The organism is Paraperibacillus marinus, from assembly GCF_046237605.1.
In the GTDB taxonomy this organism is placed as follows: Bacteria; Bacillota; Bacilli; order Bacillales; family DSM-1321; genus Paraperibacillus; species Paraperibacillus marinus.
In genome coordinates, this window is record NZ_CP143542.1 from 3,671,881 (window position 1) to 3,684,732 (window position 12,852).

The following is a 12,852-nucleotide window of genomic DNA, read 5'->3' on the forward strand; positions in this document are numbered from 1 at the left end:
GTTCATATTTTCAACTTAAAGAAACGGATTGAGCAACTGGAAATGCTTGTTGGTTCCTCACTGCATACATTTCTGCGGAAACAATTTTATAAAAAAAGCAAAAAAAACAAGAGGTCCCCCGCCTGCCGCGAAGTCTCCTCCCTCTGCCGTTTAATATTTCGAACTGGATACATAATCTGCATGCTCAATCAGACTTTTGACGAACACGTCCAGCCTGGCGAAGCGCTCATCCTGGGTCTGGCCTTTCTTCCAGCGGTAAAAAATCTGCTGGCAGATGACAGCCAGTTTAAAGTAAGCGAAGGTTAAGTAATAGTTCATGTCAGATAAGTCCCTGCCGCTTTTTTTGGCATAGCGCTCCATGAATTCCTGGCGGGTCATAAAGCCGGAAGTGACTGTAACGGGCGGTTTGCCCATCCCCCCTTTTAGCAGCTCTGGATCGTCCGGCTGAATCCAATAGCTCATGGCGGCACCAAGGTCGGCGAGCGGGTCTCCAACTGTGGCCATTTCCCAGTCAAACAGTCCGGTCAGTTCTGTCAATTCCTGATTGAACATGGCATTATTCAATTTATAATCATAATGTATAACCGCACTGTCCCCGCCTGTGGGTACATGCTTGATCAGCCACTGTTTGAGCCGGTCTGCTTCCGGAATGACACTTGTTTCGGCGCGTTCATACCGGCCTATCCAGCCTGCCGCCTGTCTTGCCATGAAACCTTGGGGCTTTGTGATGGCAGCAAGGGCTGTGTTCTTATAATCAATGTCGTGCAGGGCCGCCAGATTATCGGCCATCACCTCTGAAAGTGTACTGCAGACTTCCTGCCCTGGGCTTACCCCGCCTGGAAAATCAGTATCAAGCACCACTCCATGCTTCCGCTCCATGATGAAGAATGGAGCTCCGATTATACTTCCTTCATTGAACAAATAAGGTTCCGGCGCTGCCTTGAATGTGTGGTGGATTTCCTTTAGGAACTTGAATTCCCTTTCCATATCATGTGCTTTAGGGGCTACCGGGCCAACCGGCGGCCGCCTTAGCACTGCTTCCCAAGTGCCTTTTTTCAATTGATAAGTCAGATTGGAATGCCCGGCGCTGAATTGGTTCACTTCCAAAGGCCCATCCGGGACATCCGGCAGATTCCTCTGCAAAAAATCATTGATTTTCTCTGCTTCCAGTTCTTCACCCCTGCGAATTGGAATGATTTCTGATGCCATTTTTCCCCCTCCAATTTTCGTTGTCTTAATTAGAGCCGGCAGCGTATGCCCCTTCACGGTGACCGTGTTTTTCCAATTCATATTTCGCAATGGCACGCTTGTGCACCTCATCCGGTCCATCTGCAAGCCTCAAGGTTCTGATATTGGCCCAGGCTGCAGCCAGGGTCACATCATCACTGACACCAGCGGCCCCAAATGCCTGGATTGCCCGGTCAATAACCTTCAGGGCCATGGAAGGTGCAGCCACCTTTATCATGGCGATCTCTGCTTTTGCTTCCTTGTTTCCTGAAACATCCATCATATAAGCGGCCTTCAGCGTAAGGAGCCTTGCCTGCTCAATCTCTATCCTCGATTCCGCGATCCATTCCTGGATCACTCCCTGCTCAGATAGCTTTTTGCCAAAAGCGGTCCGCTCCTGTACGCGTCTGCACATATCATCGAGTGCCCTCTCAGCGGCTCCGATCACCCTCATGCAATGATGGATCCTGCCCGGTCCGAGACGGCCCTGAGCAATCGCAAAGCCTTTCCCTTCGCCCCAGATCATATTCTCGGCCGGGACTCTTACATCCTTGAACTCAATCTCTGCATGCCCATGAGGCGCATGATCATAGCCAAAGACAGGAAGCACCCGTTTAATGGTCACTCCCCTTGTATCCATTGGCACGAGTATCATGGACTGCTGCTTATATTTAGGGGCAGACGGATCATTTTTTCCCATGACGATTCCAACCCTGCAGCGCGGATCACCCGCTCCCGATGACCACCATTTTGTCCCGTTGATCACATAATCATCGCCATCTCTTATAATGCCCGCCTGTATATTGGTCGCATCTGAGGAGGCGGCATCCGGCTCTGTCATAGAAAAACAGGACCTTATGTCTCCTTCCAAAAGGGGCTTCAGCCATTTTTCTTTCTGCTGTTCTGTTCCATAGCGCACCAGTACCTCCATATTTCCTGTATCTGGTGCTGCACAATTAAATACCTCAGGAGCAATCATGGAGCGTCCCATGATCTCACAAAGGGGTGCATACTCGAGGTTTGTCAGCCCCTGTCCATATTCGCTGTCCGGCAGGAATAAATTCCACAATCCTTCACTCTTCGCCTTTTGTTTCAGTTCTTCCATGATTGGAGGCACCTTTGAGAATCTGTCAGCCGGATCCAGCTGCTCCTCGAACAGCTTTTCATTTGGATAAATATAGTCATCCATAAATGCGTTCAACTTTTTTTCTAAATCCCTTACTTTTTCAGACGTGCTGAAATTCATATTGCTCCCCCTACCCGTATACTAACCAGTCGGTATGTTAATTCTAGTGTACCCTTTGTTTTCTAAATATTCAATTAATACACAGCGCATCATCCTCTTTCTTTTTTTCATATTTTTATAAAAGTTATAGAAAGGAGGAATGAGGCCTCATGGATGCCTAATGAACAGACAGGCTGCAATATTTCCAAAGGATATTGCCGAGACAAATGTAAATATAATCAGCTGTCCGACTTCCGTTTTGCCCATGGACTTGGTTAACATCACTAATACTAAGAAAGAAATCAGAATCCGGAACGATGCCTGATTCTGACAGGCCTTTCCACTTAGTGTTTTCCAGGTTTACTTTTTACCAGGTCCCGTTTGCCTGGCTTTTCACACCGTGCACACCTGTGCCTGCTGAAACCTGAAACAGGTTCCTCCAGTATCCGACTGCAGAGTATAGGTAATTCCCAAAGCCTCTGACAAGCCGCTGATCACTTTTAGGCCGAGGCCGGTATTTGGCAGGTCTGGATCAAATCCCTTCCCATTATCCCGCATCACCACCAGGCCATCATTAATTGTAATCTGGAACAGCTCTGCCTCTGAATGCTTCAGGACATTTTGAAACACATTATCGAACAGTCTTTGCAGCCATAGCTCATTGCTGATCCAGACCGCATGGCCCTGAATGGTAAACTTCAGTTCAATATGCTGGCGGCTGAATAGATACTCCCACTTCTTCACCATTTTCCCTATCAATTCATGAATATCAATATCCGTTTTTATAATATAGGATGAATCCAAGGATTCCGGGGATTCCAGATTCACCTTATGTGTCAAGTCAGATAAATATTGAATTCCATCATTTAAAGAATCAAACTTCATGCCCGGATGTTCCCCCTCCAGATAAAACAGATGAAGCCTCAGGGCAGTTAATGGTGTATTGATATCATGCCTTAATTTATTCAGATATTCCTGCTGCAGCTCTCTTTCCTGCTGGAGTTCCAATTCCTTAGAGGCAGTCCGCTCTATCAGAAGATTGACTGAATCCATCAGCTCAGAAAGTTCATCATCCCCTTTTATGTCCAATTTATCGGGGATATTCTCTGCAGCCGCAAGATGGCGGATTGTCCCGTCCAGCAGTTCGAGCTTATGGAGAAGGGAATGGATGCTCCTTGAAAAGGCGGCCGCGGCAGCCAGGAAAGAAAGGAAAAATAAAATGTGCATGATTGGGTAGGCAATCGAATCCTGAAAAGGGACATCTGTTTCTGTAACAAGGTTATATACGGCTTCGACAGCGAGATTAATGGCAATGAGCAGGACAGGCATTGAGAAGAGGGCTGCAGTCAAGAGAGTCCGGAACTTTCGTTTAAGCTTCATGCTCGTATTCTGGTATTCAGGCGATACCCTTCTCCATACACATTTTCAATGATGCCGCCCCGGCTGTCTCCGATTTTCGCCCTGATCTTCTGAATATGAACATTGATTATATTGGGGCTGCGATCCTCCAGCTGCCATAAATATTCTAAAAAGTGTTCCTTTGTCAGGATTTTATTGCGATTTTCATAAAGATAAAAAAAGATTTTCTTCTCAGTCGGGGTAAAGCCGGCTTCACTCCTTCTGCCGCCAATGAACACCTGACGGGTATCTGCTTGTATATGTATGTGCCCTATCTGCAAATAGCCGCCATACGCATGATGCAGGAGCTTTTCAATCCGGATGAGAAGTTCCCGGGGATCGAAGGGCTTGGACAGATAGTCCCCGCCTGCCGATAGTCCCCTAAGCCGGCTGTCGATATCAATCAGTGCCGAAAGGAAAAGCACCGGGATGCCGGAACCCTTTATCCTCTCTGCAAGACGGAATCCATCTTCACCTGGAAGCATAACATCAAGCAGGACTAAATCAGCTTCACCTGCAAGGCCAGCGATGTTGATTCCACTTGTCTCCCATCGCACCGTATAGCCTTCGCGTTCCAGTATCTTTTTCAGCAGCTCCCCGATCTGGCAGTCATCTTCAATCATTAAAATCGTATATCCCATCCATCCTCCCCCTAATTCTTATCACTATTTAATTTTTATCGGATGCTCCATTCATGAATTCCATAGCAAGGCTGTAAATTCTGTCAGGTGCGTAGAGATAAATGGAATGCTTCCCCTTCACCCAGACTGCCTTTCCTTTTTGGAGCTTCCCTGCAAATTTTTCATATTCTCTGTACTTGTGAGTGACTGCTTCCTTGCGCCTGTTTTCATCCGTATAAGCGGATATAAAGAGGATGGGTGTATCCTTCGGATAAGGAAGCTTCATTGACGTTCTGGCATTACCGGTGCTTTGAAGAAATTCATTTTTCATATCATCATTCATCGCATTCTTGTATGAAAGAGCTTTATATTTTTTCTTTTCTTCCGCTGTTAAAAACGTTTGGCTGATTATCTCAGGATTGTATGCTGCATGGGGCGCCAGGCGCTGGAACCCAAGTTTTACAAGGAAATTCATACTGCGGATGATAAGTTTATCCCCGGTGCCCGGCTGGTGTTCCACATACTCCTTCGGCAGTCCGATATCAAGGGCAATGATGGCCTTGACCTCATTCGGATATTTCTGAGCCCAGTATATCGCCTCAATCCCTGATATGGAATGGGGCACAAGGACATACGGAGGCTTGCTGCCGTACCTTTTAAGTGCTTCCCTTGTTTCGCTCAGTATCTGGTCAATGCTGCGTTCACTATGGCTGACGGGGCTGTATCCGTAACCTGCCCTCTCCACCACGGCAATTTTATTCTGTTTAGAAAACCTTGAATACAACCCTTTCATTTCGTACATGGGAGCCGCAATTCCATGACCGGCCATAAATACAAACGTATCCGGGCCCTCTCCCTCCTCATAGACATGGAGGCTTTGTTGATTTTTCTCTTCTGTACCGCCTTCGGTCCACTTCGATTCCGTTCCAAGCTTATATAGATGAAAGGCAAAAACCCCCGTAAAAACTGCTGCTGATATTCCAATAATCAAGACAAACAGCTTAGCTGTCTTTTTAACTTTTTTCATCCTTATTCTCCTTTCAATCTGCTGATTGAAAGTGTATATCTTAAAAATAAAGAAGTTATAAATATTTAAAAGGCTGTTTTCACAAACATTGTGGCTTTTGAGTAAAAAAGTTGATCTCCGCTCCTGGGTGCTCGCTTTCCGCGGCCGGGCGCCAAGCCTCCTCGGCTTCGCCTGCGGGGTCTCACCTGTCCCGCAGCTACAAGTAAAGCGGAGAACGGTGCCTGCTAATTTAAAGTAATAAATGCACAATGTTTATCACTTTAAATAAGAAATTAAAGTATATTGCCAGGCAGAAACCCGATGAAGACTTGCTGATTGGCGAGCGATTGCTGTGACAGAAGCTTAGTCGCACTTATGCGAAAGCCTTGCATAAGGCGGGCAGGCCGTGGGAAGCAGTCTTCTTCCCATGGACTGAGTGACTTAGACTTGCAGCTCGAAAGTCTCGCAACCGGTCAGAAGTCTCGCACCTTCCGCTCCAGTCAACTTTGTTTATGAATATAATTTCCTCACAAATCTATTAAGGAAAGCAGCAACAGTTTGAAAAAACTTCTGAAAAAAGCCTGCTCCCCGGAGGAAACAGGCTCATTATGTTAAAGATAGAGATAGCGCAGTACCGCAGGAAGCCTCTTGCTCCATGCCAGTTCATTATGAACAGCACCTTCTATGATATCAAACCGGCAGTGCTCCATCTTTTCTTTCATTAGCGCATAGACGGATTCACTCGATTTAATATATGTCTCTTCGGATACCTCGCCTGAACGCTCCTCTGTACCCACATCCATATAAAACTTCTCTATACCGTGAAGATCGCTATCGCCGATCAAGGACTCCATTTCCTTTTGATTAAACCAATAGGCAGAGGAAAAGGACGCGGCCCTTTTGAATACTTGCGGATAGACGCATGCTATATAGGTGGAAATTAATCCGCCCATGGAGCTTCCTGCAATACTGCTGTCCTCCTTGATGGTCCTGTATGTCCGGTCGATGAATGGCTTTAATTCATGGACCAAATATTCGGCAAGCATCTTCCCCTCACCGCCGCAGACTTCTTCGGAGGCACCCAGATCTTTTGCAATCTCCGGGTTTTCCCATGGACCATATTCATTCAGGCGGATGGTCCCGTCCGGATGGCTGTCCAGCGCTGCCACAATCATTTCAAGACCTTCCGCTTCCAGTGCCTCTCCCATCCTCCAGGACATCCCGAACCGGGCATCTTCATCCCTAAAAACATTCTGGCCGTCAAACATGTATAAAACCGGATAATGCCTGTCATTCTCGTGGTAGCCGGGAGGCAGATAAACTCTGAGGTTTCGTCTGCGCCCAAGGGGGGTGATGGTTATTTCCATTATCTCCAACATCATCATCCTTTCAGATAAAGTTGCAAAGGGGCCATCCTGCCTGCCTCAGCCCTGGTTTTTGCCTATCACAGCAGTGCCGTGCGCTTCCATCATCAGAGAAGATCCTGAATATACCTCTCCGGTTATCAGGTTTCTGGCTCCTGCATCACAGCCTTCCGGCAGGTCGAGGGCCTGAGCCTCATCACTATGATTATAGAGGACGAAAAGCTCTTCATCTCCGTATGATTTCTTTATAAGAATCGTGTTTTTTTCATCATCAGCCTCGATCGATGAGACGATCCCTTCAGGACCAAAGGCTTTATTGGTTTTGCGCAGGGAAATCAGTGTTTTAATATAGTGATAAAGTCTTCTGTCCTGTTTGCTTTCATCCCATTCCATGCACCTGCGGCAGCCCGGGTCCATCCCGCCTTCCATGCCGATTTCATCTCCATAATAAATGCATGGTGTTCCGACAGCCGAGAGCAGGTAGGTAAACAGCTGTTTCACCTTTTGTACATTGCCGCCTGCCACTGTCAGGATCCTGGCCGTATCATGACTTCCAAGCAGGTTAAAGGCGGCTTCCGCAACATTCTGGGGGTACATGAGCAGCGCTTCCACCGTCAGCTTCCTGAATTCAGAAGGAGACAGCGTGTTTTTCGCGAAAAACTCGATTGCTCCTGAGGTAAACGGATAATTCATGACTGCATCGAACTGGTCCCCTTGAAGCCATGGCATCGCATCATGCCAGATCTCTCCTAATATATATACATCCGGCTTGATCTTTTTCACTTCCTGCCTGAATTCACGCCAAAAGCTGTGGGACACTTCATTTGCCACATCCAGGCGCCAGCCGTCAATATCAAATTCCCTTACCCAGTAACGTCCCGCCTCAAGCAGGTATTCCTTCAATTCAGCATTGGAGGTATTCAGCTTTGGCATGGCCGGTGTGAATCCGAATGTTTCATAACTCGGGCGCGGCTTCTCTGTAATCGGGTACTCCCTGATATAAAACCAATCTTTATAAGGAGACTGTTCTCCTTTTTCCAGGACATCCTGAAACGGCGGGAAGTGGTATCCGCTATGATTGAACACGGCATCAAGCATGACCCTGATTCCATGATTGTGACAGGTCTTGACGAGCTCCTTCAATGTCTCCTTATCCCCAAATTGAGGATCCAGTTCCATATAATCGATTGTGTCATATTTATGATTGCTGGAAGCCTTGAATATCGGCGTAAGGTACAGGCCGGTGATGCCCATATCCGCCAGATGCCCGATCTGGTCTATAATTCCCTGGAGGTCGCCTCCAAAGAATGAGTCCTGGGCAGGCTCCACACTTCCCCAGGGAAGCGTGCCGGGCGGATTGTTGTCCGGATTTCCGTCCGCAAACCGCTCAGGGAAGATCTGATACCATACTGTATCCTTCACCCACTGCGGGGCTTGGAAAACATCCTCACTGTTTATATATGGGAACGTGAAGTAGTGGCCGCTGTCACGACTCCTCTCCTCTGAGACAAATCCCTGCTCGGAATAGGTATGGATATTTTCGTCCTGATGGATCTCAAACGCATATTTGACCCGTTTGTACGGCGGACGGATCTCGCAAAACCAATAATCAAAAACGTCTGTGCTTCCGATTTTTTGCATCGGATCTCTATGGCTCAAATCCCAGCTGTACGATCCATCTTCATTCTGGCTCCATTCAAACGGATCATCCCAAAGCAGATAAACAGCGTCTGCTTCGTCCCTCCCCGTCCTCAGCCGGATATGGAGAGTATTTTGATCGTAAGCATATGCAAAACGGCTCTTCGGTTCATGGAAAACAGATTTTTCAAGCATAGCGGCACCCCTTATCACATTTGATTGCTTAAACGTTTAAGTTTGCAAACTGAAAGCAAATGTTCACTCTGCTTTCAGCATGACATATTTTCTTCCTGCTGAAGGATTTTTCCCCTGTATTAATTGCATCATTACATCAAAAGCGGCAGACGCCTTATCCTCTGTGAACATCACCTTTTGAGATTCTTCCGGCAATATCATAGGACAGCCGCAGGAACAGATGGTTACAATATCTTTCGGATTCAGCCTATCAAGCGCTTTTAGCCCGAGGAACTCATTCGTGAATAAGCCTTTTTTCCCTGACTGTCCCTCGATAAATAACTTGAGTTCATCCTCCCCGGTCACAAGGTGAATATGGTCCTCTGAAACACCGGCAGACTGCTCGAGGGCCTTTCGCATACCCTCATTGTTGAAGCAGTCCATAACCAGAAAATCAAATTTAGGAATAAAAGCTTTAGCACGCTTCACAGCCGATTCAAAATCCATGGCAATCTTATAAAATAAAGGATCTGGAATCAAACTGTCGATTAACACTAGCGGAACCTGGAATTTTTGCGAAATCGTATAAAATTCTTCTTCCCTCACATCAATCAGGAAGACACCATCCAGCTTTCTTTCCGTAATAATTTCAAGACTCGGAGCCTCTGCATCCATGCTGTACAGCAGCACATGGAACCCTTTTCCGGTCAAGTGCCGCTCCAGCTTCCTTATGAATTCAGAGTACGCAAAATCACGCCAATACCCATTTTCCGCTTTTCGGTTCAGGAGAATCCCTATCATCCCCGACTTCTGCTTTACAAGCGACCTGGCAGCCAGGTTGGGCACATAATTCAGCTCCCGGGCGATCCGAAGAACCCTCTCACGCGTCTCGTGCGGGATCGTCTGTGTTGTTAAATTATTAATGATATAACTGACCGTTGCTGTTGAAACATTGGCCTTTTCAGCAATGTCTTTCATGGTAGCTTTCTTCATGTTTTCCAGCCTCTTTAAGTGCGACTTAAGCGTTTAAGTGAATGGTAGCATATTCAGTTCTGGCTGTCACTCTTTATAGCGTTTCTCATCAGCAGGTCATCGAATTTTCCGTATGTATATTCATAGTGCCGGTGCAGGCCTTCTCATATAAAACCTTCTCTTTCGACCAGCCTCTGTGAAGTAATATTAGCGGGTATTAATGCTTCAATTCTTGCGGGTTCAAGGTTTTTAGCCATGTGTGACTACAGCCCGCAAAGCTTTCAAGGCAATGCCCCGTCCCCAGTATTCCTCGCTCAGTTCATACCCGATTTCTGCCCTGCAGTGCTTGGCAAGTGCATTCAGGAACCCGCAAGTCCCAATAACCCGTCCTTCCTTTTTCAGTTTGATGCCCCATCGCATGCCTGTTTACTTTTGGAATATAGATTCCTACCAGTCAATTTCTCTATAAATGTCCTCCACCGACTGGAATGACTGGAGCCCCATTGGTCCTGTCACCTTAGGATTCGACAGGTACTTGAATAAATCGGGAGCATCCCGCCTTTCCACTCTCCTGAGCAGTAATCGTTCTGTCTCTAAAAGCGGGAACTCTTTTTCCATAGTATCCGTCCTATTCTTAAATAAATGAACTTCCGTAATTATTTTTTACCTATTCATCCAGGAGCCTGAGCGAAAATCAACGAGTTTTCAAGATGCCAGGTTAGGGAACGAGTGATATAGAGAAGAATGAAGGAGGAGAAAAAATGACGATTTTTTCAGACAGCGCCTTGAAGGGTCAGCATATTTTAATAACAGGCGCAACAGGAGGCATCGGCTGGGAGACGGCTATAGCCTGTACTGCGGCGGGAGCCAGGGTGACGATAACCGGCCGGGACGGGGAGAAACTGGCCGGCTTAAAGGCAGCATGTGATGAAGCAGGGAACGGAGCTGCCGTTTTTTCGTTTATAGCCGACCTCACCTCTAAAGAAGACCGGACGAGCTTGATAAAGGCTGCTGCCGATGAACAGGGACAGATTACAGGCCTTGTAAATGCAGCGGGAATTACTGGCGGCAATGTCCTCGAGAAGCTCGAGGAATCAGACTTAAGGAAAGTTGTGGAGCTGAACTTCATTTCGACTGTGCTATTGACTCAGGCTGTATACAGAGAAATGCTCCCTGTCGGCAAGGGAGCGGTCGTCAACGTCTCTTCCCTTTCCGGACTGAGGGGAACACATGGCGGCACTGCCTATACCGGTTCAAAGTTCGCCCTCATCGGCTTCACTCAATCACTGGCAGTCGAGGCAGCTGAGCATGGCATCCAGGTTAACGCTGTATGTCCGGGTTATGTGGACACCGATATGGGCCGGGGCAGCATAGAGCGGAGAGGAGAAAAACTCGGCCGCTCGTTTGAGGAACAACTGAAGGAAACAGAAGCCGGGATACCGTCCGGCAGGATCAGTACACCTCAGGAAGTTGCCAGCACCATCGTTTTCCTGCTTACAGGAGCAGCTCCAAATATCATCGGAGAATCTTTGAAGATATCCGGCGGTGTGGTTCTATAATTCATGCTGCCGGGTCTGGGAGCAGTTTTTTTGTGAAGCAGGACAAGGAACAGGGGATTTTTCATGTTAAAATAATGGCGAAGATACCTTTCGGCAGACGAGCTGAAAGATAAAGACATAGTTAGGAGCAGGTGAAATGAAACATAATCAAAAGCGGCTGCGCGATTATGGGGTGGTGATCGGCAGGATGGAGCCTGGCCCAAACAACGCCATTACCGATGTGGCAGGCGTTACGGTCGGCCATGTGACACTGAGTGAAGGAAATATGCAGACAGGGGTCACCGCCATCATCCCCCACCCCGGGAATATATTCCGGGAGAAGCTGGTGGCAGCAAGCCATGTGATCAACGGCTTTGGAAAGACCATGGGCACCATCCAGATGTCAGAGCTCGGGGGATTGGAAACTCCCATCATTTTGACTAATACGCTGGCCATCGGGACGGCAGCCGACGCCCTTATTGAATATATGCTGCAGCAAAACCCCGAGATTGGACGGACCACAGGGACCGTCAATCCGGTGATTGGAGAATGCAATGATATGTACCTGAATGATGTAAGGGCCGGATATGTAAAGAAGGAGCACATCTTTCAGGCCATCGGGAACGCTTCCGTCCATTTTGCAGAAGGTACAGCAGGCGCCGGAACAGGCATGCTTTGTTATTCATTGAAGGGCGGAATCGGCACGGCTTCCCGTCAGTTCAGCCTGCAGCACGGCACCTACACAATCGGTGTGCTCGTGCTTTCAAATTTCGGCATCCTGAGCGATCTCCTGATAAACGGCCGCGCCATCGGCAAGGAGCTGAAGGCTGAACTGCTGAAGTCCTGGGAAGAGAAGGATAAAGGATCCGTCATGGTCATCGCTGCCACAGACCTTCCTGTTTCCGAGCGCCAGCTCACACGCCTGATCAAACGGTCCGTTGCCGGGCTTTCCCGTACAGGCTCCATCATTACGCATGGCAGCGGCGAGGTGGTCATCGGTTTTTCAACTGCTGTCAGAATTCCTCATGACAATCCCGGAACCCACCTTACCATCCGCACGATCCATGAAGAAGACATGGATATCGCATTCCGGGCCATTGGAGAAGCCGCTGAAGAAGCAGTATTGAACTCTCTAATCACCGCCGATCAGGTTACCGGGCGGGACGGGAATGAAAGGCCTGCCTTGAAGGATCTTTTGGAAAAATTCCATATCTCCCTGGTTTGAGCCAGAGGCTGTCAGAAATGACAGTCTCTCTCCTTAAGCAAACCTCCTTTTTCTTCCATCACTTTAATTTTCCAGAGAATCCGTAACAAAACTATGAAACCACCCTTGAGTGCGCCTTCAACTTTCCCGCCGGACGATAAATAAAAAGTATCCGTTATAGAAAAGAGAATGGCAGCATGAACGTATCAATAAAACAGAAATTAATCGGAAGTTTTTTGGTCTTTTCCCTTTTGTTTGGGATTGCATCGTTTATTTCCTATCAAAATATGAAAGAATCAAACGAGGCCTATGACTATGTTGTGGAGGGGGCCGCAGAGGTCAGATGCGTCATACAGACTATTCAATATAATTAAGCATTGAAGACCGGTTACTACAGAGCTTATATGCTATATGATGTTAATATTTAGAGATGTGATCAATGAAACGAATTTAATGATCGATGAAGAATTCAAGAAAGGCCTCTCT

At 47.4% G+C, this 12,852-nt stretch carries 11 protein-coding genes and 1 pseudogene; 3 read left to right on the top strand and 9 right to left on the bottom strand.

The annotated features are described in order from the left end of the window. Positions 1–150: 150 nt before the first annotated feature. The 9 genes and pseudogenes from V1498_RS18600 to V1498_RS18640 form a co-directional block, all read right to left on the bottom strand. On the bottom strand, positions 151–1,209 hold the full coding sequence (locus V1498_RS18600) for a phosphotransferase family protein (protein ID WP_409295307.1): 1,059 nt from the start codon (positions 1,207–1,209) through the stop codon (positions 151–153). Positions 1,210–1,234: 25 nt separating this feature from the next. Next, entirely contained in the window at positions 1,235–2,473 is a 1,239-nt protein-coding gene (locus V1498_RS18605; RefSeq protein ID WP_409295309.1) for an acyl-CoA dehydrogenase family protein, read from the bottom strand. A gap of 372 nt (positions 2,474–2,845) precedes the next feature. Then, positions 2,846–3,832 carry a sensor histidine kinase gene (locus V1498_RS18610; RefSeq protein WP_409295311.1) on the bottom strand — a complete coding sequence of 329 codons (987 nt, stop codon included), beginning with the start codon at positions 3,830–3,832 and terminating at the stop codon, positions 2,846–2,848. Further along, on the bottom strand, positions 3,829–4,491 hold the full coding sequence (locus tag V1498_RS18615; RefSeq protein WP_409295312.1) for a response regulator transcription factor: 663 nt from the start codon (positions 4,489–4,491) through the stop codon (positions 3,829–3,831). The genes V1498_RS18610 and V1498_RS18615 overlap by 4 nt, the downstream gene beginning before the upstream one ends. 28 nt (positions 4,492–4,519) lie before the next feature. Beyond that, complete coding sequence (locus V1498_RS18620; protein ID WP_409295314.1) at positions 4,520–5,497, bottom strand: alpha/beta hydrolase; 978 nt, start codon at positions 5,495–5,497, stop codon at positions 4,520–4,522. 590 nt (positions 5,498–6,087) lie between these two features. Next, on the bottom strand, positions 6,088–6,855 hold the full coding sequence (locus V1498_RS18625) for an alpha/beta hydrolase (protein WP_409295316.1): 768 nt from the start codon (positions 6,853–6,855) through the stop codon (positions 6,088–6,090). 45 nt (positions 6,856–6,900) lie between these two features. Further along, complete coding sequence (locus tag V1498_RS18630; protein ID WP_409295317.1) at positions 6,901–8,673, bottom strand: glycoside hydrolase family 13 protein; 1,773 nt, start codon at positions 8,671–8,673, stop codon at positions 6,901–6,903. Between the two features lie 63 nt (positions 8,674–8,736). Next, positions 8,737–9,645 carry a LacI family DNA-binding transcriptional regulator gene (locus tag V1498_RS18635; RefSeq protein WP_409295319.1) on the bottom strand — a complete coding sequence of 303 codons (909 nt, stop codon included), beginning with the start codon at positions 9,643–9,645 and terminating at the stop codon, positions 8,737–8,739. A gap of 53 nt (positions 9,646–9,698) precedes the next feature. Next, a pseudogene (locus tag V1498_RS18640) lies at positions 9,699–10,242 on the bottom strand (GNAT family N-acetyltransferase). Between the two features lie 143 nt (positions 10,243–10,385). On the opposite strand from V1498_RS18640, the gene V1498_RS18645 reads away from it, so the two are divergent. The 3 genes from V1498_RS18645 to V1498_RS18655 all read left to right on the top strand — a co-directional run bounded on the left by V1498_RS18645 (position 10,386) and on the right by V1498_RS18655 (position 12,740). Continuing rightward, positions 10,386–11,183 carry an SDR family NAD(P)-dependent oxidoreductase gene (locus tag V1498_RS18645; protein ID WP_409295321.1) on the top strand — a complete coding sequence of 266 codons (798 nt, stop codon included), beginning with the start codon at positions 10,386–10,388 and terminating at the stop codon, positions 11,181–11,183. Positions 11,184–11,319: 136 nt separating this feature from the next. Next, positions 11,320–12,387, top strand: coding sequence for a P1 family peptidase (locus V1498_RS18650; RefSeq protein ID WP_409295323.1), 1,068 nt, complete (start codon positions 11,320–11,322; stop codon positions 12,385–12,387). 176 nt (positions 12,388–12,563) lie between these two features. Further along, positions 12,564–12,740 carry an MCP four helix bundle domain-containing protein gene (locus V1498_RS18655; RefSeq protein ID WP_409295324.1) on the top strand — a complete coding sequence of 59 codons (177 nt, stop codon included), beginning with the start codon at positions 12,564–12,566 and terminating at the stop codon, positions 12,738–12,740. The last annotated feature ends 112 nt before the right edge of the window (positions 12,741–12,852 follow it).

What these genes read in the sequence shown, in the direction of transcription:
- V1498_RS18600 (WP_409295307.1), bottom strand. Translation starts at nt 1,209, where the DNA reads ATGGCATCAGAAATCATTCCAATTCGCAGGGGTGAAGAACTGGAAGCA.
- V1498_RS18605 (WP_409295309.1), bottom strand. Translation starts at nt 2,473, where the DNA reads ATGAATTTCAGCACGTCTGAAAAAGTAAGGGATTTAGAAAAAAAGTTG.
- V1498_RS18610 (WP_409295311.1), bottom strand. Translation starts at nt 3,832, where the DNA reads ATGAAGCTTAAACGAAAGTTCCGGACTCTCTTGACTGCAGCCCTCTTC.
- V1498_RS18615 (WP_409295312.1), bottom strand. Translation starts at nt 4,491, where the DNA reads ATGGGATATACGATTTTAATGATTGAAGATGACTGCCAGATCGGGGAG.
- V1498_RS18620 (WP_409295314.1), bottom strand. Translation starts at nt 5,497, where the DNA reads ATGAAAAAAGTTAAAAAGACAGCTAAGCTGTTTGTCTTGATTATTGGA.
- V1498_RS18625 (WP_409295316.1), bottom strand. Translation starts at nt 6,855, where the DNA reads ATGTTGGAGATAATGGAAATAACCATCACCCCCCTTGGGCGCAGACGA.
- V1498_RS18630 (WP_409295317.1), bottom strand. Translation starts at nt 8,673, where the DNA reads ATGCTTGAAAAATCTGTTTTCCATGAACCGAAGAGCCGTTTTGCATAT.
- V1498_RS18635 (WP_409295319.1), bottom strand. Translation starts at nt 9,645, where the DNA reads ATGAAGAAAGCTACCATGAAAGACATTGCTGAAAAGGCCAATGTTTCA.
- V1498_RS18645 (WP_409295321.1), top strand. Translation starts at nt 10,386, where the DNA reads ATGACGATTTTTTCAGACAGCGCCTTGAAGGGTCAGCATATTTTAATA.
- V1498_RS18650 (WP_409295323.1), top strand. Translation starts at nt 11,320, where the DNA reads ATGAAACATAATCAAAAGCGGCTGCGCGATTATGGGGTGGTGATCGGC.
- V1498_RS18655 (WP_409295324.1), top strand. Translation starts at nt 12,564, where the DNA reads ATGAACGTATCAATAAAACAGAAATTAATCGGAAGTTTTTTGGTCTTT.